The 23,929-nt window shown below is 62.9% G+C and carries 23 protein-coding genes and 1 pseudogene; 14 read left to right on the top strand and 10 right to left on the bottom strand.

Annotated elements, in window-relative coordinates; genetic code table 11:
• Positions 1-9: 9 nt before the first annotated feature.
• The 5 genes from CQ13_RS35065 to CQ13_RS35045 all read left to right on the top strand — a co-directional run bounded on the left by CQ13_RS35065 (position 10) and on the right by CQ13_RS35045 (position 5,391).
• On the top strand, positions 10-1,263 hold the full coding sequence (locus CQ13_RS35065; RefSeq protein ID WP_057847335.1) for an SDR family oxidoreductase: 1,254 nt from the start codon (positions 10-12) through the stop codon (positions 1,261-1,263).
• Complete coding sequence (locus tag CQ13_RS35060; protein WP_057847334.1) at positions 1,263-1,739, top strand: DUF2269 family protein; 477 nt, start codon at positions 1,263-1,265, stop codon at positions 1,737-1,739. The genes CQ13_RS35065 and CQ13_RS35060 overlap by 1 nt, the downstream gene beginning before the upstream one ends.
• A gap of 371 nt (positions 1,740-2,110) precedes the next feature.
• A complete protein-coding gene (locus tag CQ13_RS35055) occupies positions 2,111-3,490 on the top strand; it encodes an ABC transporter substrate-binding protein (RefSeq protein WP_057847333.1) in 1,380 nt (459 codons plus the stop codon).
• 180 nt (positions 3,491-3,670) lie between these two features.
• Positions 3,671-4,543 carry a carbohydrate ABC transporter permease gene (locus CQ13_RS35050; protein WP_057847332.1) on the top strand — a complete coding sequence of 291 codons (873 nt, stop codon included), beginning with the start codon at positions 3,671-3,673 and terminating at the stop codon, positions 4,541-4,543.
• Positions 4,540-5,391, top strand: a complete 852-nt coding sequence (locus CQ13_RS35045; RefSeq protein WP_057847331.1) for a carbohydrate ABC transporter permease — start codon at positions 4,540-4,542, stop codon at positions 5,389-5,391. The genes CQ13_RS35050 and CQ13_RS35045 overlap by 4 nt, the downstream gene beginning before the upstream one ends.
• Here the strand turns inward: CQ13_RS35045 and CQ13_RS35040 are convergent, their stop codons facing one another.
• From CQ13_RS35040 to CQ13_RS35030, 3 genes are read right to left on the bottom strand one after another with little or no spacing between them, the layout of a single operon-like run.
• The gene (locus CQ13_RS35040) at positions 5,392-6,207 is read right to left on the bottom strand and encodes an ABC transporter permease (RefSeq protein WP_057847330.1); all 816 of its coding nucleotides are present in this window, start codon (positions 6,205-6,207) and stop codon (positions 5,392-5,394) included. It abuts the gene before it with no gap.
• Entirely contained in the window at positions 6,207-7,121 is a 915-nt protein-coding gene (locus tag CQ13_RS35035) for an ABC transporter permease (protein ID WP_057847329.1), read from the bottom strand. The genes CQ13_RS35040 and CQ13_RS35035 overlap by 1 nt, the downstream gene beginning before the upstream one ends.
• Positions 7,118-8,296, bottom strand: coding sequence for an ABC transporter ATP-binding protein (locus CQ13_RS35030; protein ID WP_082637843.1), 1,179 nt, complete (start codon positions 8,294-8,296; stop codon positions 7,118-7,120). The genes CQ13_RS35035 and CQ13_RS35030 overlap by 4 nt, the downstream gene beginning before the upstream one ends.
• Positions 8,297-8,465: 169 nt before the next feature.
• Here CQ13_RS35030 and CQ13_RS35025 point away from each other — a divergent pair.
• Positions 8,466-8,965 (top strand): annotated as a pseudogene (locus tag CQ13_RS35025) (GlcG/HbpS family heme-binding protein).
• Between the two features lie 38 nt (positions 8,966-9,003).
• The gene (locus CQ13_RS35020) at positions 9,004-10,314 is read left to right on the top strand and encodes a tetratricopeptide repeat protein (RefSeq protein WP_057847476.1); all 1,311 of its coding nucleotides are present in this window, start codon (positions 9,004-9,006) and stop codon (positions 10,312-10,314) included.
• A gap of 24 nt (positions 10,315-10,338) precedes the next feature.
• Here the strand turns inward: CQ13_RS35020 and CQ13_RS46125 are convergent, their stop codons facing one another.
• Complete coding sequence (locus CQ13_RS46125) at positions 10,339-10,941, bottom strand: adenylate/guanylate cyclase domain-containing protein (RefSeq protein WP_245309535.1); 603 nt, start codon at positions 10,939-10,941, stop codon at positions 10,339-10,341.
• 77 nt (positions 10,942-11,018) lie between these two features.
• Here CQ13_RS46125 and CQ13_RS46120 point away from each other — a divergent pair, with 77 nt between their 5' ends.
• The gene (locus CQ13_RS46120) at positions 11,019-11,189 is read left to right on the top strand and encodes a hypothetical protein (protein ID WP_245309533.1); all 171 of its coding nucleotides are present in this window, start codon (positions 11,019-11,021) and stop codon (positions 11,187-11,189) included.
• Between the two features lie 181 nt (positions 11,190-11,370).
• Here CQ13_RS46120 and CQ13_RS35010 read toward each other — a convergent pair whose 3' ends face one another.
• From CQ13_RS35010 to CQ13_RS35000, 3 genes are all read right to left on the bottom strand, one after another.
• Positions 11,371-12,831 (bottom strand): glycerol-3-phosphate dehydrogenase, encoded by a 1,461-nt coding sequence (locus tag CQ13_RS35010; RefSeq protein ID WP_057847328.1) that lies wholly within the window; start codon positions 12,829-12,831, stop codon positions 11,371-11,373.
• 93 nt (positions 12,832-12,924) lie between these two features.
• Positions 12,925-14,451 (bottom strand): ABC-F family ATP-binding cassette domain-containing protein, encoded by a 1,527-nt coding sequence (locus CQ13_RS35005; RefSeq protein ID WP_057847327.1) that lies wholly within the window; start codon positions 14,449-14,451, stop codon positions 12,925-12,927.
• 404 nt (positions 14,452-14,855) lie between these two features.
• On the bottom strand, positions 14,856-17,561 hold the full coding sequence (locus CQ13_RS35000) for a sensor domain-containing protein (RefSeq protein ID WP_057847326.1): 2,706 nt from the start codon (positions 17,559-17,561) through the stop codon (positions 14,856-14,858).
• Positions 17,562-17,759: 198 nt separating this feature from the next.
• Between CQ13_RS35000 and CQ13_RS34995 the strand changes: the two genes are divergently transcribed.
• Positions 17,760-18,923 (top strand): NAD(P)/FAD-dependent oxidoreductase, encoded by a 1,164-nt coding sequence (locus tag CQ13_RS34995; RefSeq protein WP_197427543.1) that lies wholly within the window; start codon positions 17,760-17,762, stop codon positions 18,921-18,923.
• A gap of 85 nt (positions 18,924-19,008) precedes the next feature.
• On the opposite strand, the gene CQ13_RS42005 is transcribed toward CQ13_RS34995, so the two are convergent.
• The gene (locus tag CQ13_RS42005) at positions 19,009-19,194 is read right to left on the bottom strand and encodes a YdcH family protein (RefSeq protein ID WP_057858669.1); all 186 of its coding nucleotides are present in this window, start codon (positions 19,192-19,194) and stop codon (positions 19,009-19,011) included.
• Between the two features lie 240 nt (positions 19,195-19,434).
• Here CQ13_RS42005 and CQ13_RS34990 point away from each other — a divergent pair, with 240 nt between their 5' ends.
• From CQ13_RS34990 to CQ13_RS34980, 3 genes are all read left to right on the top strand, one after another.
• Entirely contained in the window at positions 19,435-19,641 is a 207-nt protein-coding gene (locus CQ13_RS34990) for a YdcH family protein (protein ID WP_028350152.1), read from the top strand.
• Between the two features lie 199 nt (positions 19,642-19,840).
• Positions 19,841-20,146 (top strand): hypothetical protein, encoded by a 306-nt coding sequence (locus tag CQ13_RS44795; RefSeq protein ID WP_197427552.1) that lies wholly within the window; start codon positions 19,841-19,843, stop codon positions 20,144-20,146.
• Positions 20,147-20,174: 28 nt separating this feature from the next.
• Positions 20,175-20,426 carry a hypothetical protein gene (locus CQ13_RS34980; RefSeq protein WP_028350150.1) on the top strand — a complete coding sequence of 84 codons (252 nt, stop codon included), beginning with the start codon at positions 20,175-20,177 and terminating at the stop codon, positions 20,424-20,426.
• A gap of 114 nt (positions 20,427-20,540) precedes the next feature.
• Here the strand turns inward: CQ13_RS34980 and CQ13_RS34975 are convergent, their stop codons facing one another.
• The gene (locus CQ13_RS34975) at positions 20,541-21,227 is read right to left on the bottom strand and encodes a GGDEF domain-containing protein (protein WP_057847325.1); all 687 of its coding nucleotides are present in this window, start codon (positions 21,225-21,227) and stop codon (positions 20,541-20,543) included.
• A 151-nt stretch (positions 21,228-21,378) separates the two neighbouring features.
• Here CQ13_RS34975 and purE point away from each other — a divergent pair, with 151 nt between their 5' ends.
• Together purE and CQ13_RS34965 are read left to right on the top strand one after the other, a co-directional pair.
• Positions 21,379-21,867 (top strand): 5-(carboxyamino)imidazole ribonucleotide mutase, encoded by a 489-nt coding sequence (gene purE / locus CQ13_RS34970; protein ID WP_028350148.1) that lies wholly within the window; start codon positions 21,379-21,381, stop codon positions 21,865-21,867.
• Complete coding sequence (locus CQ13_RS34965; RefSeq protein WP_057847324.1) at positions 21,864-22,967, top strand: 5-(carboxyamino)imidazole ribonucleotide synthase; 1,104 nt, start codon at positions 21,864-21,866, stop codon at positions 22,965-22,967. The genes purE and CQ13_RS34965 overlap by 4 nt, the downstream gene beginning before the upstream one ends.
• 24 nt (positions 22,968-22,991) lie before the next feature.
• Here CQ13_RS34965 and aqpZ read toward each other — a convergent pair whose 3' ends face one another.
• The gene (aqpZ, locus tag CQ13_RS34960; RefSeq protein ID WP_057847323.1) at positions 22,992-23,714 is read right to left on the bottom strand and encodes an aquaporin Z; all 723 of its coding nucleotides are present in this window, start codon (positions 23,712-23,714) and stop codon (positions 22,992-22,994) included.
• Positions 23,715-23,929 lie beyond the last annotated feature (215 nt).

Genomic DNA, 23,929 nt, shown 5'->3' with positions numbered 1-23,929 from the left:
GAGCATGTCATGAAAATTGCCGTGATAGGAGGGACCGGACTGATCGGATCGGCAATCGTGGCTCATCTGTCCTCGCGCGGTCATTCCGTCGTTTCGATGAGCAGAAGCGGCAACGTCGATATCTCCGAGGCGAAGTCGCCCGCATATTGGCTGCCGCATCTCGATGGCATCGAGGCGGTCGTGAATTGCGCAGGGGTGCTCCAGGACAGCCCCGGCGATTCCACCTCAATGGTGCATCATCGCGGCATCGCAAACCTCTTTGCCGCTTGCGAGCAGCTCGAGATCCGTCGCGTCATCCATTTTTCCGCCATCGGCGTCGACCGCGAAACCCCGAGCGATTTTTCCCGATCCAAATTGGCCGGCGACAAGGCGCTGATGGAGCGCGATCTCGATTGGGTCATCTTGCGGCCTTCCGTGGTGATCGGCCGCGCGGCCTATGGCGCCAGCGCGCTGATGCGAGGACTGGCGGCGCTGCCCGCCGTTCCTGTGATGCCGAACACCGGACAGCTCCAGATCGTCCTGCTTGAGGACGTGGTACGGACTGTGGAGCATTTTCTCGACCCCGCCGCGCCCACGCGACAGATTATCGAGCTGGTCGGCCCGCATCGCTATTCATTCGGCGCGGTCGTTGCGCTGATCCGCCGTTGGTGCCGCTGGCCATCGGCACGGGAGATACGCCTACCGCAGTTCGCTTCAAGCCTCATGTACAAGCTTGGCGACATGATTTCGTATCTCGGCTGGCGGCCTCCTGTAAGAAGCACGGCCGAGCGCGAGATGGTGCGCGGCGCCATTGGCAATCTCGAAGACATGCAGCGGCTCGGGCTTCATCCAAAAAGCCTTCCGGAATTTTTCGCCGCTGAGCCGGCGTCCGTGCAGGAACGCTGGTTTGCCGGCATGTACCTGGTCAAGCCCGCGATCTTTGTCGTCCTATCCCTGTTCTGGCTCTCGACCGCGTTTGTCTCGCTGGGGCCGGGTTGGGGTTATGGCATGGGCCTGATGGGCGAAGGCGGCGTGGAAGGAACGGCTGCCGTGCTTACCGTGATCGCGGGCGCCCTGGCCGATCTGGTCATTGGACTTGCGATCGCCTACAGGCCAACGAGCCGCTACGGCCTCTATGCGGCCATCGCCATTTCCTTCGCCTACGCGATCATCGGCACCATCCTGGTGCCGCGGCTCTGGGCCGATCCGCTGGGGCCGATGCTGAAGATCTGGCCGATCATCGTGTTGCATTTCGCAGCGCTGGCCGTGCTCGAGGACCGGTGATGCTGTATTTCGTCCTCAAATATCTCCATGTCGTCGGCGCCGCTGTGCTGCTCGGCACGGGCGCGGGCATCGCCTTTTTCATGCTGGCGGCTCACCTCGGCGGCAAGCCGGCCGTGATCGCCGGCGTCGCCCGCATCGTCGTGATTGCCGACTTCATCTTCACGGCGACCGCCGTCGTCGTGCAGCCCATCACCGGCACGCTGCTTGTGCTGAACGTCGGCTATTCGTTCTGGGACGGATGGATCGTCTGGTCGATCGTGCTGTACGTCCTCACCGGCGCGCTGTGGCTGCCGGTGGTGTGGATGCAAATGCGCCTGCGCGACCTCGCCGTGATCGCAACGGCAGAGGGCAAGCCGCTGCCGAAAGAATATCACCGGATTTTTTGGCTATGGTTCGCGTTTGGCATTCCGGCGTTCACTGCGGTGGCGATCATAATGTGGTTGATGATCGCCAAGCCGCAGATCGGGGTTTTCTGATAACGATAAAAAGCAGAAAATCAGCCCAGCAGGCGTGGCCCAGATGAGCGCCGCGACATCCGGGGCTTTCATTTTCCCCGCATATCGCTGCGCTCATGCGGGCTACTCGCCGCTGAACCCAGCTAGCGTCTTCGATGCCAAGTGGCGCCGCGCTAAAACGTCGGTCGGCCATGCTCCCCGGCAAGGACGCAAATGATTGAACCAAAATGGTTGAATCAAAACGCCCACGCGTGCGCAGACATCTTTTGCCGCATTTGCGCCGCGAACATCCCCCTACAGAAGTTTGCACTGCCCCATCTGGATCGCGTCGCGCGCATGGGCTAGTCTTTTATCCAACCGGTTAACAAGCCGGCGTTTTCAGGGAGAACAATGTGATATCCAGGAGATCAGTTTCGCTCGCGGTCGCAGCCGTCGGCCTGTTTTACGCCACGGCGCCCGCGCTCGCCCAGCAGAAGACCATCACGGTCTGGTTCGGCAAGGGCTTTTACAAGTCCGAGGACGATGCGCTCTTAGAGGCGATCAAGAAATTCGAGGCCAAGACCGGCATCAAGGTCGAGCTTTCGCAATACGCCATCCAGGATATGATTCCGAAGACGGTGGCGGCGCTGGATTCGGGCACCGTGCCTGATGTCGCCTATTCCGACAGCTATGACGTGCAGGCGCAGGGCAAGTGGGCATATGAGGGCAAGCTCGAGGATCTCTCCGATATCCTGCTGCCGATGAAGTCGGCATTCGCGCCGAACACGCTGGAAACCACCTTTCTCTACAACGATCAGACAAAGAAGAAGGGCTATTACGGCTTTCCGCTGAAGCAGCAGAGCATGCACGTCCAGATCTGGAAGGACATGCTGGAACAGGCCGGCTTCAAGGAAAGCGACATCCCGACCAAATGGGAAGACTACTGGTCGTTCTGGTGCAACAAGGTGCAGGCCGCCAGCCGCAAGGCCACCGGTCAGCGCGTCTATGCCGTCGGCCAGCCGATGGGCGTGGAATCCACCGATTCGTTCCAGTCGTTCTACACCTTCATGGACGCCTACAACGTCAAGCTGGTCGATGACGACGGCAAGCTCCTGATCGACGATCCCAAGGTGCGGGAAAACCTGATCAAGGCGATGAAGGACTACACCGACACCTACATCAAGGGCTGCACGCCGCCCTCCTCCACCACCTGGAAGGATCCGGACAACAACGTCGCCTTCCACAACAAGACGATCGTGATGACGCACAACTTCACGATCTCGATCGCGGCGAAATGGCTCGACGACGCCAACAACCCGGCGCTGACGCCGGAGCAGCGCGCGCTCGGCAAGAAGAACTATGATGAGACCATCATCACGGCGTCCTTCCCCAACAAGCCTGACGGCACGCCGATCAAGTATCGCTCCGACGTCAAGACCGGCCTGATGTTCACGGTCGCCAAGAACAAGGCCGAGGGCAAGGAGTTCATCAAGTTCCTGCTGCAGGAAGAGAACGTGCGGCCCTATATCGAAGGCGCGCTCGGCCGCTGGTTCCCGGTGACGACGGCCAGCCAGCAGAGCCCGTTCTGGCAGGCTGACCGGCATCGCAAGGCGGTGTACAATCAGTTCACGGGCGGCACCACGCCGTTCGACTTCACCAAGAACTGGAAGTTCACGATCCTGAACAACGAGAACGTCTGGGCCAAGGCGATGAACCGCGTGGTGAGCGAGAAGGTGCCGGTCGACAAGGCCGTCGACGAACTGATCGCCCGCATCAAGCAGGTCGCCGGCTAATACGAAGAGCACAGGGCCACGCCTCCCTCTCCCCGCCCTTCGCGGGAAGAGGGTTGGGGTGAGTCCGGTCCCCCCTCACCCGAAGCCCTCGGCTTCGACCTCTCCCCGCAAGCAGGGCGGGGTTAACGAACACACCGGCCGCAGCTTGCGGCCGCCTCACTTTTGTAAGTACGGACGACCATGGCAATCACGCTTTCGGGCGATCACGCGATACCAAGCCCGCCGCTATCGGCACGGCTGACCACGCCGCAGGTCTGGGGCATCGTGATGATCGCCCCCTATCTGCTGGTGTTCCTGGCCTTCGTGGTCTACCCCGTCGGCTACGGGCTGTGGCTGGCGCGGCATCCGGCGAGCTATGTCGCGCTCTATCACGACCCGATCTTCGCGCGCGCCGCCGTCAATACGCTGATCTTCCTCCTGGTCGGCATCAATCTGAAAATGGCGATCGCGCTGTTCCTGTCCGGCTTCTTCGCCCAGCAGCGCAGCTGGATCAAATGGCTGTCGGTGCTGTTCATCCTGCCCTGGGCGGTGCCGTCGATCCCGACAATTCTTTCCGTGCGCTTCATGCTCAATCCGGAATGGGGCGTGATTAACCAACTGATCTTCAAGTTTACCGCCGAGGACGGCCCGAACTGGCTGAACGACCCGAGCGTCGCCCTCGCCATGGCGATCGGCGTGCACATCTGGAAATCGCTGCCGTTCTGGACGTTGATCCTGATGACCGGGCGACTCGCGATCTCGCACGATTTGTATGAGGCCGCCGAGGTCGACGGCGCAAGCTGGTCGCAGAAGTTCCGCTACATCACCTGGCCGTCGATGCAGACGCTCTACATCACCTGCACGCTGCTCTCGATGATCTGGACGTTGGGCGACTTCAACAGCGTGTATCTGCTCACCGGCGGCGGCCCTGCCGACCTCACCCATGTGCTCGCCACGCTCGGTATCCGCTATCTCCGGCTCGACCAACTCTCGCTAGCGATGGCCTCCATCGTCTGCGCGCTGCCGTTCGTGCTGCCGCTGGTCTACTTCATGATGAAACGGTTGTCGCGATGAAGCTGCCCTCTCTCAAAGAAATCGGCAACGAGGCGAAACTGCTTCTGATCGGCATTCCCGTGCTGATCTGGACGCTGGTGCCGATCTATCACATGTTCCTGTTCGCGATCTCACCGAAGGAAGACGCGTTTTCGGGCAAGCTGTGGCCCGCACATCCGACGCTGAATAACTTCAAGATCGTGTTCTACCAGGAGCACTACTTCCTGCGCGATTTCTGGATCCAGTTCTTCAATTCGGTGGTGATCGCGCTGTCTGCCGGCGCACTCACCCTGATGATAGCAACCGCAGCCGCTTTCTCGATCTCACGGCTGCGCGTCCCCGGCGGGCGCTGGGTGATGAATCTGGCGCTGTTCACCTACTTCATCCCGGCGGCATTCCTTGCCGTGCCGATGTACCGCACCATGGGCAATTACGGCCTCCTCAACAATCACTGGTCGCTGATTCTCGCGATGGTGACGATCGCCTCCCCTTACGCGATTTGGGTTCTGAAACAGGCGTCCGACAAGCTGCCGGTCGAACTGGATGAAGCCGCCACCATGGACGGCGCCACCACGCTGCAGCTATTCCGGCTAGTGTATGTGCCGCTGATGATGCCCTCGCTGGTTGCGATCGGCACCTACGCGATCCTGCTCGCCTGGAACGAATATCTCTACGCGTTTCTGCTGCTGTCGAGGGATACCGAGATCACGCTCCCCGTGGCGCTTGGCAACTTCCTGGCCGCGGACGACTCGCCGTGGGAACTCTTGATGACCACCGGCTTCATCTACGCGCTGCCGCCGGCTGCGATCTATTACGCGTTCAGGCGGTATATGGTGGGCGGGCTGACGGCGGGCGCGGTGAAGTCGTGACTACAGCGGCGCCGCGCTCTTAGCCTCCGAACTCGACAGCTTCGCAGCGAGCGAAGCGATCACGATCAGCACCGCGATCAGCGCGATCACCATGGTGCAGATCGCGTTGATCTCCGGCTTCACCCCCAGCCGCACCTCGGAATAGATCCGGATCGGCAGCGTTGCCGAGCCGGGACCGGTGGTGAAACTTGCGATCACGACATCGTCGAGCGAGAGCGTGAAGGCGAGCATCCAGCCTGCGGCAATGGCAGGCAGGATCAGTGGTAGCGTCACCCGAACGAACGCCTGCACCGGATCGCAGCCGAGATCCATCGCGGCCTCTTCCAGGCTGCGGTCGAGCGAGGCAAGGCGCGACTGCACCACCACGGTGACGAAGCACATCGTCAGCGTGGTGTGCGCGATCGTCACGGTCCAGAAGCCGCGCTCGGCGTTGAGCGCCACGAACAACAGCAGCAGCGACAGCCCTGAGATCACCTCGGGCATCACCAGCGGCGCGTAGAGCATGCCGGAAAACAGCGTCCGCCCCCTGAAGCGTTCGCCGCGAACCAGCCCGACTGCCGCGAGCGTGCCGAGCAACGTTGCGATCGTGGCCGATACCGCGGCAACGCGAAGGCTCATCCATGCCGCATCCAGCATGGCGCGGTCGTTGAAGAACTCATGATACCAGCGCAGCGACCAGCCGCCCCACACCGTGACCAGCCGCGAGGCGTTGAAGGAATAGATCACGAGGATCACGATCGGCAGATACAGAAACGCCATCCCCAGCGCGAGCGCGGTGATGTTAAACGGCGAGATCCTGCCGACACGTCGCGCCATCACTTCGCACCCTCCAACGTGCGGCGCTGCAGCCGGTCATAGAGCAACAGCGGCGGCACCAGTAGCACCAGCAAGGCGACCGCGGCGGCGGCGGCGACCGGCCAGTCCTTGTTGGTGAAGAATTCGAGCCACAGCGTCTGGCCGATCATCATCGAGCCGGAGCCGGCCAAAAGATCGGGGATCACGAATTCGCCGATGATAGGGATGAAGCACAGCAGCGCGCCGGCGCCGACCCCAGGCAAGGACAGCGGGAACGTCACCAGCCAGAACGCCTGAAGCGGCGACGAACCGAGATCGCTTGCGGCTTCCAAGAGCGAGGGGTCCATCTTCGAAAGCGTCGCGTACAGCGGCAGGATCATGAACGGCAGATAGGAATAGACGATGCCGAGATACATCGCAGTATCGGTCGAGAGCCACACCACCGGCGACGAAACCAGATGCAGCGCGAGCAGAATTTTATTGAGCAGCCCGTCATGCTGCAAAATATTGATCCAGGCATAGATGCGGATCAGGAACGAGGTCCAGAACGGCACGATCACCAGCATCATCGCGATCGGCTGCCAGCGCTGCGGCAGCCGCGCCATGCCATAGGCGATCGGATAGCCAATCAATAGCAGGATCAATGTCGAGGTTACGGCAACAACGACGCTGCGCAAATAGGAGCTGATGTAGAGACTGTCCGAGATCAGCAGCCTGAAATTATCGAAGGACAACTGCGCGAAGGCCGCGTTGATCGTAGCCCATCCTTCGGAGAAATCGAACACGGGCACATAGGGCGGCTGCGCGATCGCGGTCTGCGACAGGCTGATCTTCAGCACGAACCCGAACGGCACCAGGAAGAACAGCACCATCCACAAATAGGGCGCGATGGCGGCATACCGCGCCGGCTGCGCGAAGATGCGGCGCGCGCTCATTTCTCCAGCACCATGCAATCGTCGGGCGTGAACCACGCCACCACGCGCCGACCCGCGCTCAACGTGTCGATATCAAGCCGCGCCGTATTGGCGATCGAGGAGCGCACCACCGCGCCGGAATCGAGTTTGATCTTGTAGACGGTCGAGCCGCCGAGATAGCTGACATCGGTCACGACGCCTTCCAGCCGGTTGACCGCTTGCAAGGTGCCCGCATCCGATGCCGGGTCGCGGCGCGACAGCCTAACCTTCTCGGGGCGTATCGCGACCGAGACCATCGTCTTGCCGATGAGATCGCGCGGCTCGGCGACCACGATGCTTCCGCCGTCGCGGGTCGCAATCGTCAGGCGATGGTCTTCCTGCGAGGTGACCTCGCCGTCGAACAAATTGACGTCGCCGACGAACTGGGCGACCCAGCGCGAGGCTGGCGCCTCGTAGAGATCGCGCGGCGTGGCGACCTGTTCGAGCCGGCCGGCATCCATGACGCCGATCCGATTCGCCATCGTCATCGCCTCTTCCTGGTCGTGGGTGACGACAATGAAAGTCATGCCGAGGCGGCGTTGCAGTTCCATCAATTCGAGCTGCGTGCTTTCGCGCAGCTTCTTGTCGAGCGCGGCCAACGGCTCGTCAAGCAGCAGGACCTTGGGCCGCCGCGCCAACGAGCGCGCCAGCGCCACGCGCTGCTTCTGGCCGCCGGAAAGCTGATCCGGCCTGCGCTTCTCCATGCCTTCGAGCTTGACCAACGCGACCATCTCGCCCACGCGGGTATCAATGGCGGCGCCCGCCATCCCGGCGCGCTTCAGGCCGAACGCGATGTTGTCCCGGACCGAGAGATGCGGAAACAGCGCATAGTTCTGGAACATCATGTTGACGGGCCGCTCATGCGGCAGCACCGGCGCGATATCGCGGCCACCGAGCAGGATGCGGCCCTCGTCTGGGGTCTCGAACCCGGCAAGCATCCTGAGCAGCGTGGTCTTGCCGCAGCCGCTCGGGCCCAATAGCGCAAAGAACTCGCCTGCCTTGATGTCGAGCGAGAGCCGGTCCACCGCGCGGAAATCGCCGAATTTCTTTGATACGCCTTCGACGCGGAGCAACGGCGTGTCGTTGGCCGGCGCCGTCGCCTGCGCCACGGCCGTGTTGATTTTCGCTGTGTCGATCTCAGGCGATTGCCCGCTCATGTCATTTGCCTGCGCCGTCATGGCCGCACGCTAGCGGCGGATCGCTATCCGCTCAACCGGCCCGGAACAAGCAGCCACAATATTCTGGATGCAGCTCCCGTCTCTGGTAAGGTTCGAAATTCGCAGAAACTCGGCCGCCGCGCACGATGGGAATGATCGGGAGAGATTGATGACCGTTTGGAATTTGGTGGCAGCGACGGCGATCTCTTGCCTGCTCGCCAGCTCGGCCGCCGCCCAGGAAGCCCTCGTCACCTACAAATCGCTGAGCCCCGAGGTGGCGCTCGATCTGGCGCGCGCGACGCTGGCGGATTGCCGCAAGCGCGGCTTTCAGGTGACGGTCGCCGTCGTCGATCGCTTCGGCGTGACGCAAGTACTGCTGCGCGACCGCTTTGCAGGCGCACATACGGTTTCGACCGCCTCAGGCAAGGCGTGGACGGCCGTCAGCTTCCGCACCAGCACAACCGAACTCGTTGCCAACAGCCAGCCCGGAATGATGCAGTCCGGAATCCGTGATCTGCCGGGCGCCGTCATCATCGGCGGCGGGCTGACGGTCGAAGCGGCAGGTTCACTGGTGGGCGCTGTAGGCGTCTCCGGGCTCCCGGCGGCGACGCGGACGAAGCCTGCGCCAAGGCAGGCATCGATGCCATACGCGACAAGCTCGATTTCTAGACCTGACGATGTCATCGCGCGCGCCCAGGACAAAAACGATGAACCGCGACAGATATGACCTCCCGCTGACAACCGCCTCGGATCGCGCCGCGGCGCATTATCGCGACGGCGTCGACTGCATGCTGTCGGCGTGGCATGGTGCCGAGGACGCCTTCGACAAGGCGATTGCGGAAGATCCCGGCTTTGCGCTGGCGCATATCGGCCGCGCCCGGCTGCATCAGCTCAACATGGAGGGCAGCAAGGCGCGTGCGGTCGCGGTGCAAGCCCGCGAACTGGCCGCCGGCGCCACCCCGCGCGAAAAAAGCCATGTCGAGATCATGGCCGCCGTGATCGAGGGCAAGCCGAAGATCGCGGTGACCGGCGCCGAGGCGCATCTCGACGAATATCCGCGCGATGCGCAGGTGCTGTCGATCCTGCTCGGCGCGTTCGGTCTCTACGCGTTCTCGGGCCGTCCCGATCACGACGCGGCCAAGCTCGCGATCTGCGAACGCCACGCACGCCATTATGGCGAGGACTGGTGGTTTGTCAGCTACCTCGGCTGGTCGCACACCGAGGCGGGAAATCTCTCCACCGGCCGGAGCCTGTCCGAGCGCGCGATGGAGCTGCGATCGGCCAACGCCAACGCGGCACATGGCCTCTCGCATGCGATGTTCGAGCAGGGCGACATGGAGGCCGGCCGCGGCTTCCTTTCGCAATGGATGCCCGCGCATGACCGCCAGAGCTTTCTGCATGGGCACTTGGCCTGGCACGTCGCGTTGACATTGCTCGACGCCGGCGATCTCGACGGCGCGCGTGGGATCTACGAGCAGCATATCAAGCCGGCGGGCCGGCCGTATCCGCCGCTGAACATCTTCACCGACGGTGCCTCGCTGCTGTGGCGGCTTGCGCTGGCCGGCCAGACCGGGCTGGAGGCACATTGGCGGGATATCGCCGCGTACGGCGAAAAGTACTTTCCGCAAGCCGGCGCGCATTTTGCCGACGCTCATTTTGCGCTGGCCACCGCAATGACCGGCAGCGATGCGCTGGAGACGCGACTGGCGCAGCTCGAAGCACGCGCAGCCGACGGCAAGCTGTTGCCGGGGCAGGCCGCCATCGACCTTTGCCGCGGGATCCGGGCGTTTGCGGAAGGCGACAATGCGGCGGCGATCCGCCTGCTCGAACCGGCCCTTGCCGAGTTGACGCGGATCGGCGGCAGCCACGCCCAGCGTGAATTGTGGGAGGACACGCTGATCGTGGCGTACCTTCGCGCCGGTCGCGGCGAAGCGGCCGCGAGCCGCGTCTCGGCCCGGCTTGACCGTAGGCCTTCGGCGCGTGACGAGGCCTGGTCGCGGCAAGCGCAGCGAAACTAGGCGAGGTCAAGCAGGTCGCGACGATCAGCCACGTCGCTCGACGGCAAACACCTCGATTGCCGCCGCCCGCCCCCGCAAGCGAACCTCTCCAAGCGCTTCGACGGCGAAAACCGGCTTCAGCTTCATGTGGCGCAGCAGGTCGGAAGACACCAGCAAGTTCCGGCCAACCTCCTTGCAGTGCTCCTGCAGCCGCGCCGTCACGTTCACGGTATCGCCGAAATAGGCAAGCTGGCGGCGTGAGCTGCCGCACTCGCTGATCACCACGTAACCGGCATGCAGGCCGGCGCGGAAGCTCGGCACTATGCCGAACTCTTGCCGATAAGAGTCAGCTTTGTCCGCTATGCTGTCGGCAATCGCGAAGAAGCATTCGATGCAGCGTCCCCCCGACATCCTGTCATCGAGCGGCCACGTCACGATGACCTCATCGCCGACATAGGCGTGAACCTCGCCGCCATGCGCGACGATCGCACCATCGATGTCGAAGAAGAAGCGGGTGAGCAGGCCCTGCACGCGCAATTCGCCCATCGTCTCCGCGAGCGAGGTCGAACCTGCGAGATCGAGAAACATCAGCACGCGCGCTTCCCGTACCGGACTTCGGTATCGGCCGAGCGCTACGTTGAACAGCACGCGGCTGCCGGACCAGCCGTGTCAGTTCGAAGGTTGACAGCACGAGCAGCGACGCGAAGAAGCTAAACGCAACGACAATGGGAAACTTCTCCGTCAGCCAGTTCGTCTCGATCCATTCCCAGTACAGCGTTACCTGCAAGACCAGCGCCGCGCTCGCGACGACGATGGCCATGGTCGCGGAGCGCACCGCCAGATCCATCAGCAACGGCCATTTGCTGATCCACTCACTTCGTCGCGACGTGAAGTAGAGATGAACGCCCCAGGCGGCCAGCGTTATGCCCATCCCGTGCAGGCTGCTCCGGAGATAGTACGACGGCGTTGCTTCGATCGGATCGTCGATGAAATAGCGATAGGCTATTCCCCCGAGCAAGCCGATGATCGCCAGGAAAACGGTTGGCCTGATCACGCCCCGCATGTCCCACCCATTCGTCAGACGGCCGCTGCCATGAACGCCGCCAGCGCGTCACGGTCCTCCGGCAGCATGGTGAGGCCAAGCTTCGTGCGCCGCCACAAGACATCGTCCGGAAAGCGCGCCCATTCCCGTTGCATGAGATAGCGGACCTCTGCGCCCGTCAATTCCGGTCCGAAAGCAAGGCCGAGTTCGCCGCGCTCTTTGGCGTCGCCCAGGATCGCCTTGACGTTCGAGCCGTAGGCCGCGACCAGGCGCCGCGCTTGATCCTCGCCGAGAAACCGCCAGCGCTCGCGCACTTCGTCGACTTCGTTGTCGAAGCGGTCCCAGGCAAAATCACCGCCGGGCAGCGGCGCCGTTGCGGTCCAGCGCGGCGACATCGGATAGAACGGCGTCAGCTTCGAGACCGCCTGCTCTGCGCGCAGCCGCGACGTCGTGACGTCGCCGCCGAACACCGTGAGCAGCGGCGCTTTTCCGCGGCCGTTGTCGAGCGTCATCGCCCCGTCGCGTCCGCTCGCGGCGTTCCGCACCATGTTGGCCCCGGAAAGCGTACGCACCACGTCCACCGTCTCGATGCGCTCGCGGAAATAGCGGTTCGCCGCATCGCAAAGATAGGCGACGTCACCGGCCGCCATCGCAACGATGGCGGGATCGCCCTTGAAAGCATGGCTGGCGGTGCCGATCAGGGTAAAATCGCGCTCATAGGGGCTGGCGAAAATCAGCCGTCCATCGCGGTTCTGGAATACATAGATATTGTCGCTGTCGAACAGACGGCGGACCACGATCTGGTCCATCTGCTCGGCGGCAACCTTCGGCGGCGGCACGCGCAACACCGTCTCGGCGACGGACGACGCCCAGGCGCCGCTGGCGTTGACGATCGCCCTTGCCGTGATCACCTGGCGAAAGCCGCGATCGATCGTCACCAGTCGCCATTCATTGCCCCGTTCGGCCCGGGTGCAGCGCGCGCCGGTGCGAATCACCGCGCCGCGCGCCGCGGCATCGACGGCCGTGAGCACCACCAGCCGGGAATCGTCCACGACACAGTCTGAATACTCAAAGGCGGTGCCGAACGGCCGCTTCAGCGCGTTGCCGATCGGATGATGCGTGACGTCGACAGTCGCCGAGGCCGGCAGACCGCTGCGCGAGGCCAGCCGGTCGTACAACAGAAGCCATGAGCGCAACTGCCAGTCCGGGCGTTCATCCGAATGGGCGGGAATCGCAAAGCGCATCGGGCGCACCAGATGCGGCGCGATCCTGAGCCAGATATCGCGCTCGGCGAGCGCTGTGCGAACCCGCAGGAAGTGCCTGCGCTCAAGGCTTGCCAGATCGCCGTGAATCAGCCGCGGCGAGGCCGACGAGGCGCCCGCGGCGAGATCGCCCTGCTCCAGCAGGATGACGCGCAAGCCGCGACCGGCGGCGTCCCGCGCGATGCTGACGCCGTTCAACCCGCCGCCAATGATCGCGAGATCGTAGTCCGCCATACGCTATGGGTGACTGGAGAGAAGCCGATTTCACTACACTCGGTCATGATGGCCAAAAGTAGATGCCGCTCCTCGAAATGAATCAAGCGCCGCTCAGCCGGTTGCGCCGATCGATGCGAAGAAGCGCTCCGGCCCTTCCAGTTCCACCAGCTTCTTTTTTTCGATCAGCCAGAACCGGTTTCCGACCGTTCGCATGAAGTTGCGATCATGTGAAACCAGCAGGCAGCTTGCCTGATGCTCCAGCAATTCGTCTTCCAGCGCCTCCTGTCCCTCGATATCCAGGTGATTGGTAGGCTCATCGAGCAGGTAGAAGTTTGGCTGGGCAAGCCGCAGCAACAGCATGCCGAGACGCGCCTTCTGTCCGCCGGAAAGCCGGCCGATCGGACGGCTCTGCATCGCAACCGACAGGCCTGCGCCGGCGAGCAATGCGCGTGCCCGCTGATCACCAACGTCAAATCGGCTGACGATCGTGCGCATCGGCGTGTCTGCATCAGCAAGATCGGCAAGATCCTGGCCGCAATAGCCGAGAGCAAGCGACTGCGTAACCTTGATACCGGCCTGCATGGCTTCCGGGCTTTCGATCGCCTGGCGCAGCATCGCGACAAGCCGGGTCTTGCCCGCCCCGTTCGATCCCAAAAGGACGATCCGGTCTCCCTTGCAGACGAACTGCTTGCCGGTCTTGAACAGCAACCTGCCGTCCGGGGCGGCGACGGCGGCATCGTCCAGCGCAATCAAAACCTTGGCATGCGTTCCGCGATTGGCCAGCTTGATAGTCCCTGCGGATCGCTCCAGGTGCGCGGGCTTTGCTGAATCTTCTAGCTTCTCGGCCTGCTGCTTCAGTTGCTTCGTCTTTTGCAACAGGAGGTCGCTACCGGAATTGACCCCGATATTGTTGAGCTTTGCAGCGCGCTGGCGAAGCTGCTGGGCCGCCTTTACGTCACGTTGGTAGCGCCGCTCATCCGATGCATCCACCTCGCTGAGCGCGGCGCGGGCCCGAGTATAGGGCAACGAAAATATTTGTGACTGCTCGGGTCGCAAAAATACCGTGCGGTTCGTGGTCGCGTCGAGAAAGGCACGGTCATGGCTCGATATCACGAACGGCAAGTCGCGCGGCAGCGCGTTCAGCCAGTTTTCAAGCTGACGGATTCGGGCGAGGTCCAGATGGTTGGTTGGCTCGTCGAGCAACAACACGTCGACCTCGGTCACGACGACGCGGGCAAGCAAGGCAAGCCGCTGCCAGCCGCCGCTCAGTTGCTTCAGCGGCCTCCGCCGCAGCGCCTCAGGCACCTCCAGCGACTCCAGGGCCATTTCGACTCGCCAGCTTTCACTTGCCCGTCGGTCGACGGGCAGCGCCTCAAGCACCGCCGCATCAAACGGCGTATCCATCAGCATCGACGGCACCTCCTGCTCGACATACCCGATGGTCAGTCCTCGCGATCTGGTGACCTCGCCTTCCCCTGGCTCCATCAGGCCGGCAATACAGCGCAGCAGCGTGGATTTGCCGCGGCCATTGGCTGCGACGAGCCCGATACGGTCACCGGCATTAACGACAAGGTTCAGTCGGGAAAACAGCGGAGCATTCAGCGTCACGCCGAGATTGCGGATGTTGATGACGGTCATGATCTATCCTTGGTCTTGCCGGCGATCACGACGTCCGGGGCATGCAGCCATCACCGGATGTTGGTGTCGGAGCGCGGCGAGTTACCGAAAATGCAGGCGCGAGCGAGCAGACGTTCGACGCCGCATTGCGACGGGGCAGACCAGGAAGAGATTTGCGAAAGGTCTCTGGTCAGCCCTGCAAACGCATTTGCAGGGCGTTGACGGGGCCACGCTGGCGATAGTGCCGGAGAAATTTCGTCACCGCGCAGCCCTCCTTTCTCGATTCAGATGGGCTGCGAAAATAGCCAGGGCCGCAATGGAAGGCAAGCCGGGGCGCGGTCGAAGCTCACATCCGAACAGGCCGCGAGGTCACGCAGCCATTGGCATGATCGGTCGTGAGAGCAGGATGAGGCAGCTTCGCGAAATCAGGCGCTGGCGAGCTTGCGTGCAGTCTCGACGGCATTTGCGGCACTGCGGCCGACCAGCCCGGCGTAGTGCCCGATAGGCTGGGGCTTGCCGAGGAAATAGCCCTGCACCGCGTCGCAGCCCTCGTCGGCGAGGAAGCTGAGCTGTTCCTGGGTCTCCACGCCTTCTGCAACGATCGACATTTCGAGGCCGTGGCCGAGATCGATGACGGCGCGCACGATCGCCGCCGATTGCGGATTGCGCCCGAGATTCATGACGAAGGCGCGGTCGATCTTGATCTTGTCGAACGGGAAGGCCTGCAGATAGCTCAGCGAGGAATAGCCGGAACCGAAATCGTCCATCGAGATGCGCACGCCGAGCGCCTTCAGCCGCCGTAGCAGTGCCAGACCGCGGTCAAAATCCTCGATCAGCACGCCTTCGGTGATTTCGAGCTCGAGCCGGTCGGGCGCGAGGCCAGTCTCGAGCAGGATCGAATGCACCAGGCTGACCAAATCGCCATGCATGAATTGCGCCGGCGACAGGTTGACGGCGATCTGCATCGGCACCGGCCAGGAGGCAGCCTCCCGGCAGGCTTCGCGCAGGATCCAGACGCCCATTTCGACGATCAGGCCGCTTTCTTCGGCAAGTGGAATGAAATCGCCGGGCGACACGAAGCCGCGCACCGGATGAATCCAGCGCGCCAGCGCCTCGAAGCCGATGACCTTGCTGTTAGCGATCGTCGCGCCCGCCGCGGCCTGCGGCTGGTAGTACAGCGACAATTCGCCGTTCCTGATCGCCATCGAGAGGTCCTGGTGCAGCACGCGGCGGTCGCGGATCTGCTGGTCCATCTCCGGTTCGAAAATGCTGATCGAGCCACGCGACTTCTGCTTGGCGCGAAACAGCGCCGCGCCGGAATTGGCCAGCAGCGAAGCCGCATCCGAACCATTATGCGGAAATACCGAGATGCCGGTCGTCACCCCGGTCCGCACCGACTTGCCGTCGATCACGAACTCGTCCGACATCGTCTGCGCGAGTTTTTCGGCAAGCGCCTTGCCCGCCTCCGGCTGCTTGCCGTCGATGATCAGGCCGAACTCGTCGCCGGAGAGCCGGGCCACCACGCCACCCCGGGCGCAGGCCTGGACGCGCCCCGCAACCTCGATCAGGAGCTTGTCGCCCATTGCGTGGCCGAACACGTCGTTGATTTCCTTCAAGCCGTCGAGGTCGACGCACAGCACCGCGAATTCCTCGTCCGTGCCGGCACAGGCCTCGATCATCTGGGCCAACGCCTGCAGGAAGGCGGCGCGGTTCGGCAAATCCGTCAGGCCGTCATGGTAGGCCATGTGCGCCATCCGCGACTCGGTCTGGCGGCGATCGGTGACGTCCTCATGGGTCTTGATCAGATATTGCGGCTCGCCGACCTCGTCGAGCACCGTCATGCGGCGGGTCAGGAACAGCCGCAGCCCGTCCTTGGTGGATATCGGGTGCTCTTCGGTGAGCAGGCCGCGTTTCTTGATCGCGGCCTCGTCGCGCGCGATGATCAGCTTGGCTTCGCGCGGATTGAAGATGTCGGCGGCCGTCAAGCCTGTGGCATCCTCGCGGCGACGATTGAGAATGGTCTCGGCGCTGCGGTTGGCGAGCAGGTAGCGCCCATCGCTAACGCGCTCCACGATCAGCGATACCGGGATATTGTCGACCACCAGTTCGAGGAACTTCTTGGTGCTTTCGAGTTCGCGCGATAGTGACCGGCGGTCGGTGACGTCGTCGAACAGCGCGATAAGGAATTCGGGCTTGTTGTTCTCGTTGCGCGCGACCACGCGGTTGGAGGAGAGAACGCGTTTGTCATCGCCCCGTTCGACGATGTATTCGCTGCGCTGGTAACCTTCCGGCGCGTTCAGCGCCCCCTGGTCCGCCGCCTCGATGCTCTTTGCGGTTTCGGGCGTGAAGATTTCGTCGGCGCGCTTGCCGATGATGTGGTCGCGGGAGAAGCGCGAGAATCGCTCGAACGCACGGTTGGCGAAAATATAGCGGCCGTCCTCGATGTTCTTGGCGGCGACGCAGACCGGAACGTTGTCGAGCACCGATTCCAGAAATTTGGTGGTCGATGCCAGTTTGCGCGACAATTGGCGCTGCTCGGTGCAATCCTCGTGCGTTCCGATCGTCCCGCCATTGGGCAGGCTGAAGATCTTCGACAACACCGATCGGCCGCCAGGCAGTTCGGTGACGACACCTTCCGGGCGGCGGGCAAGCTTGCCGAACTCTTCGACGGTGAGATTGAGCAGTCCCCGTTCGCGCCGCAGTTCAAGCAGTTCGCGGCCGGTCATGTTGCTCGAAATCTCGATGCGGCTCAGCCCGTACATTTCGAGGAAACGGTCGTTGCAGAAGACCACGCGGTTTTGCGCGTTGGTCATCATCACGCCCTGGTTGAGGTTGTTGAGCGCCGAACTGATGAACGCGCTGCGCTGCAATTGCGCGCGCTTCGCCCTGCGCAGCGCCGACAAAATCCAGATACCGATCGCAGCCAGGAAGGAGGCGACGACGATCCCGCCGATCAGGAACTCCCAGACCATCGTGGGATCGAATTCGCCGATATGGCTCGCCGGCGCAAAGCCGCTCGAGGATGCGGCCGCCCATGCCAGCCCGCACGGCGCAGCAATGGCGAGCAGACAGACGAGGGCCTGCGCCGGAACCGAATTCTTCCGTCCTGCCTGCCGGTTGCTGTCAGCCATTACCCACCCGAGGTTTGCGGGCGGAGTGTCTGGCTTGACGGGTTTGGATCGGGTAAACGACTACCCGCACAATTCTAAAATATGACCCAAATTACGGCAATTGGCCCGACATGATTAATGCTTCGCTAACGGGACTGCGTTTACTGCGTATTTCGAGGCAAACCAACGGGTTGTTCGAGAGCTCCACCGAACGGAACGATGATTGCCGAGCGCGGCAAGCGCCGATTCCTGCGCCAGATTTCCAGGCCTGAAGCTGACATGGACAAGGTCGATTGCGTCGTCATTGGAGCGGGGGTGATCGGGCTCGCGATCGCACGGCGCCTGGCCCAGGCGGGCCGCGAAGTGGTCGTGCTCGAGGCCGCCGAGGGCATCGGTACCGTCACCTCCTCGCGCAACAGCGAGGTGATTCATGCCGGCATCTATTACCGTGCCGGCAGCCTGATGGCGCAGATGTGCGTCAGCGGCAAGCGCGCGCTCTATCGATACTGCAGCGACCACGGCATTCCGCATCGCAATTGCGGCAAGCTGATCGTGGCGACGACGCCGAAGGAAACCGAGAAGCTGCAATCGATCCGGGCGCATGCCGAGGCCAATGGCGTCGACGACATGCAGTTGCTGACCGGCAAAGCGGCGCGCGAACTGGAGCCGGCGTTGAATTGCGACGCGGCGCTGTTGTCGCCGTCCACCGGCATCATCGACAGCCACGCCTATATGCTGGCGCTGCGGGGCGATGCGGAAGAAGCCGGCGCGGCTTTCGCATTCCACACCCCGCTGCTGCACGCGCGAACCAACGCCGGTCATATTGAAATCGAAGCCGGCGGCGATGCGCCGATGACCCTTGCGTGCAACCTGCTCGTCAATTCGGCCGGATTGGGCGCGCCTGCGGTGGCGCGCAACATCGAGGGTATGCCGATCGAAATGATTCCCTGCGCTTATCTCGCCAAGGGCAATTATTTTAGCTGCAGTGCGCGGGCTCCATTTTCGCGCCTGATCTATCCGGTGCCCGAGCCCGGTGGGCTGGGCGTGCACCTCACCCTCGACATGGCCGGACAGGCCCGGTTCGGCCCCGACGTCGAATGGGTCGAGAGCATCGACTATGCGGTGGACCCCGCCCGCGCCGAGCGATTCTATCCCGCGATCCGGCGCTATTGGCCGACGCTGCCGGACGGCGCGCTGATGCCGAGCTATTCCGGAATCCGGCCGAAAATCGTGCCGCCGGCCGTCGCCACGCAGGATTTTCTCATCCAGGGTCCTGCCGATCACGGCATCGCCGGGCTGATCAACCTGTTCGGCATCGAATCGCCGGGATTGACGTCATCGCTCGCGATCGCCGATCACGTCGGCGCGCTGGCAGAGCTGTGACGAAGGCCGAAACATCACCGACAGGCGGACGAGCGCATCGGCGCCCATCCGGCCGTGTGGGGATTTTCGATACTTTGCTGGACACTTAGTGGAGGGTTTCGTCGGCGGTTTGCTTCAACCGCTCGATCTGATCCTTGACCATCAACTTGCGGCGCTTCAACTCGACAATTTGCAGGTCGTCTGTGGAAAGGTGCACGAGCGCTTCGTGCAATTCATTCTCGAGAATCTTGTGCTTACGTTCAAGTTCAACAAGATGCGCCTGTAGTGCCATACGAAATCTCCTCGGTGGGTGAAACCTCAGATTCGATCCGGACGCGGGAGTGTACACCAGCCGCCGAATCTGTCGATGGGTATCCGGAATCGGGGCCTCTCATATTTTCGGATTTATCTGTAACCAATCGTGACTATGGAACCCGATCGGCTTGCGGAGCGGCCTCGCAGGGACGATATTCACCGCCAGCTTCCGAAGAATCCGTTCGCAACCTGATCGCGCTTTCAGCTAACGTAGACCATGACCGACGATGATGAGCGCGAGCTTGAAACCGAGCTCGCCAGGCTGCAGCAGGAGCATCGCGATCTCGATGCGGCGATCGACGCGCTGCATCAGTCGCCGGCGCCGGACTTGTTGCGGCTGCAGCGGCTGAAGAAACGCAAGCTGCAGTTGCGCGACCGCATCGCCTTCATCGAAGACCAGATCACGCCCGACATCATCGCCTGATCGTTGCGCTTGCCGTGCTCCGGCTAGTTCGGCGCGCAACCAGTCCGCCTTCGCAGATTCTTTTCCCCGACATCCACACGCCGCGGCGCGATGGCTTGCCAGTCGGCCAGCAAAAAGGGCCTCGCGGTTGGCGAATGCGGCTTGACTCGACTAGAACAAAAAGAGAACATATCCGTCTGCCAGCCTCGGGAGTACAGCCATGTCCACCAAACCGTCCCTGTCCGACAACAACCGTTACGAGCAGGCCTGCGATCAGGCGATTGCGATGTGCGACGGTAATCTGCGCTCGACCATCAAGGCGCTGATCATGGCGAACGAGTATCTGGAAATCGAACTGGAGGCTCTGCAGGCCGCGATAGCAGCCGGCTGTGTACCGGCGAAAGCGTTTTCGAGCGAAGTGGATACCGGTTCGCATAGCAATCAAGCTTGCGCAGATTGCGTAGACTTATCTGCGGCAGAAAACGCGTCAAAACAAAGACCACGTGCGAGTAGCAACGCGGCCTGATCCGGAGCGATCACACTGGAGCGATACAATGGCCGATGTCACCTATTACGTCGCAATGCCATTCCTGCAGGACGATAGCGGCTCGCCGGTGGCGGGCGCCGCGGAAGAATGCCAAAGCCCGACCACCGCGTTGCGGCGCGCCGAGACGATGTCGCGGATGGCCGGCAGCATTGGCGCCGTTGCCTTCAGCCGCAGCGGCGATCCGATGATGGGTGAATTCGGCGATGCGAAACTGCTGCGCAAGTTCGGCAACGTGCCGGACGACCTCAGCGGGCTTTAGCCAGATCGTCGATCGGAATTTTTTGAAGGATGGGCAAAGCGCAAGCGTGCCCACCAACTTTTCTTCCATGCTCGTCCGATGGTGGGCACGGCGCGAAGCGCGCCTTTGCCTACTCTACGCCTTTGCCTCATGCCGCCGCAGCGCCTTGCGCACATACATGGCGCTGTCGGCCGCTTCCAGCGCACGACCGGCTTCGGAGTGGGTATCGAGCACCGAGACGCCCGCGGAAGCGCCCGCGGTAGTGGTGCGGCCATCGAACACGAAGCTGAGGCGATCGATCGCCTCCTCCAGCGCGGCCGCCTTGGCCCTGGCGTCGGTTTCGCTGAGATTCCACAACAGCAGCGCGAACTCGTCGCCGCCGAGCCGGCCCACCATGTCGGAAGAGCGCACCTGCGCCAGCAGCGCCGCGGCAACGGCCTTGAGCACCTGGTCGCCCGCGGCATGTCCGAAGGCGTCGTTGATCGGCTTCAGCCGATCGACATCGAGCACGACCAGGGCACCGGAGGCGCGATAGCGCTTCATATAGGCGATCGCGCGCCTGAGCTCGCGCTCGAAACCGCGCCGGTTCGGGATGCCTAACAGGAAGTCGGTATCGGCGGAGGCCTGAAGTTCCTCGATCTGCGCCTGAGTCCGGGCGAGCTCCGCTTTTAGCCGGCGAATCGTCGTCTTGGTTTCGTTGGAAGCTGCCGGCGGCCGAGATGCTGGTGGCGGCGATCGCCGTGGTGCGGATTTTCGCCCGGAAGCCGCGTTTTTGGGGCGTTTTCCGGCCCTGGAGGCGGTCGCCCTGGTTTTCTTCTTCATGGCCTTCCCTGTGCAGGCACGCTTATGAAGGCTTGCCGGGATTCACCAAGACAGGATAGTCCATTCCTAATCCCTTGCCACGCCTTGGATGAGCCCCGGGCCGACCCTATAATCGGCCTATGTTTCTGGATTCCCGAACAGAATTGACGAGATGACCGCACCGATCGCCATCATTATGGGCAGCCAGTCCGACTGGGAGACCATGCGCCACGCCGCCGAGACCTTGGCGGCGCTCGGGATCGACTGCGAAAAACGCATCGTCTCGGCCCATCGGACCCCGGACCGGCTGTTCGCCTTCGCCAAGGGCGCCAAGGCTCAAGGCTTCAAGGTCATCATTGCCGGAGCCGGTGGCGCGGCGCACCTGCCCGGCATGGCGGCGGCATTGACGGAACTCCCCGTGTTCGGCGTTCCCGTCGAATCCAAGGCGCTGTTGGGGATCGATTCGCTATACTCGATCGTGCAGATGCCGGCCGGCGTTCCCGTCGGCACGCTGGCGATCGGCAAGGCCGGCGCCATCAACGCCGCACTGCTCGCAGCAAGCGTGCTCGCTCTGAATGACCCGGCGCTGGCGACGCGATTGGCCGCCTGGCGCAAGCAGCAGACGGATGCGGTCAAGGAGCGCCCGGAGGGTTCGGCGTGACGGTTTCAGACAAGGTGAAGCTGAAGCCGGGCGACACCATCGGGATTCTCGGCGGCGGACAATTGGGCCGGATGCTGGCCATGGCCGCGGCGCGCCTCGGCCTCAAATGCCAGGTGTTTTCGCCGGACCCGGACTCGCCCGCCTTCGACGTGGTGCTGAACGCAACCTGCGCCGAATATGCCGACGTCGAGGCGCTCGAATTGTTCGCCAACGATGTCGACGTCATCACCTATGAATTCGAGAACGTGCCGGCCGCCACCGCCATGGTGCTGGCTGCGCGCCGTCCAGTGTTGCCGGCGCAGAAAATTCTCGAAACCACGCAGGACCGGCTGATCGAGAAGAATTTCGTCAAGCGACTCGGCATCGACACCGCGGACTATGCCGACGTGTCGTCGGCGGAAACCCTGCAAAGCGCCATTGCCCGCATCGGCCTTCCCGCCGTGATCAAGACCCGCCGCTTCGGCTATGACGGCAAGGGCCAGGCGATCATTCGTGAGGGTGACGACCCCGTCCGCATTTGGGAAGAACTCGGCACCAAATCCGCGATCCTCGAAGCCTTCGTTTCATTCGAACGCGAGATCTCCGTGATCGCCGCGCGATCGGCGGATGGCCATGTCGAATGCTACGACGTCACCGAAAACGAGCATCGCGATCACATCCTGAAATTCTCGCGCGTGCCGGCCGCGATATCGGATGAGCTGGCCGCACAGGCGCGAGCCGTTGCCGAGAAGATCGCCCATGCGCTCGACTATGTCGGCGTGCTCGCGGTCGAGCTGTTCGTCGTTGCCGGAAACGGCGGACCGCACGTGTTGGTCAACGAGGTCGCGCCGCGGGTGCATAATTCCGGGCACTGGACGCTCGACGGCGCGTCGGTCTCCCAGTTCGAGCAGCACATCCGGGCGATTGCCGGCTGGCCGCTCGGCAAGCCGATTCGTCACGGCCAGGTCACCATGACCAATCTGATCGGCGACGATATCCTCGACTATGAGCAGTGGCTGACGGTTCCCGGCGCCACGGTTCATCTCTACGGCAAGGGCACGCCGCGGCCGGGCCGCAAGATGGGCCATGTCACTGAGGTGGCTCCGGCAAGCAAGAAGTAGCTCGCCGCCGAGCGCGTTTGCAGATCAGGCCGTCTTCAAGCCTTCCACGACGCCGGCCGGCTCCTCGCTGAGCCAGCGATAGATCGCGCCGCCGAGCGCACCGCCGATCAAGGGCGCAACCCAGAACAGCCAGAGCTGCGTCAGCGCCCAGCCGCCGACGAACAGCGCGGGCCCGGTGCTGCGCGCGGGATTCACCGACGTGTTGGTGACGGGGATACTCACGAGATGGATCATCACCAGCGCCAATCCGATGGCGAGCGGCGCAAAGCCGGCAGGCGCCTTGCCGTGGGTGGCGCCCATGATGATGAACAGGAACATCATGGTCATCACAACTTCGGTGATGAAGCAGGCCACCATGCTGTACTGACCCGGCGAATGCGCGTCATAGCCGTTGGAGGCGAAGCCCTTGGCCAGATCGAAGCCGGGCGCGCCGGTTGCGATCACATAGAGCAACGCCGCGGCAGCGACAGCGCCGATCACCTGCGCGATCACGTAAGGAACGATCTGCTGCGCAGGAAACCGTCCGCCGGCCGCGAGACCGATCGTGACGGCGGGATTGAGATGACAGCCGGAGATGTGGCCGATCGCATAGGCCATGGTCACGACGCTCAGGCCGAATGCCAGGGACACACCGACCAAGCCTATACCGACCTCCGGAAAACCGGCGGCGATGACCGCGCTGCCGCATCCCGCAAAAGTGAGCCAAAACGTGCCGATCGCTTCAGCGGTATATTTTTTGGTATTCATAGTCGCCTCCCGCATGTTTTTGCGCCGCTCGATGTTAGGGAGGGCCCGTGAAGGGCTCGTTATTTGAGGAAACGGGCTCGTATCGCCGATTTTCGCAGCTTTCCGGGGCCGGAAACCGCCTTCTCAGGTGGACATCTGCGGTTTTGTCTGCTACATGCCCGCGCTCAGGGTTGAGGACCAGGCCTTTCGCCGGCCCTTCGCTTTACCAGAATTCC

The sequence above is a fragment of the Bradyrhizobium retamae genome, from assembly GCF_001440415.1.
Lineage (GTDB): Bacteria > Pseudomonadota > Alphaproteobacteria > Rhizobiales > Xanthobacteraceae > Bradyrhizobium > Bradyrhizobium retamae.
This window is presented reverse-complemented; position numbering and strand designations above follow the sequence as displayed.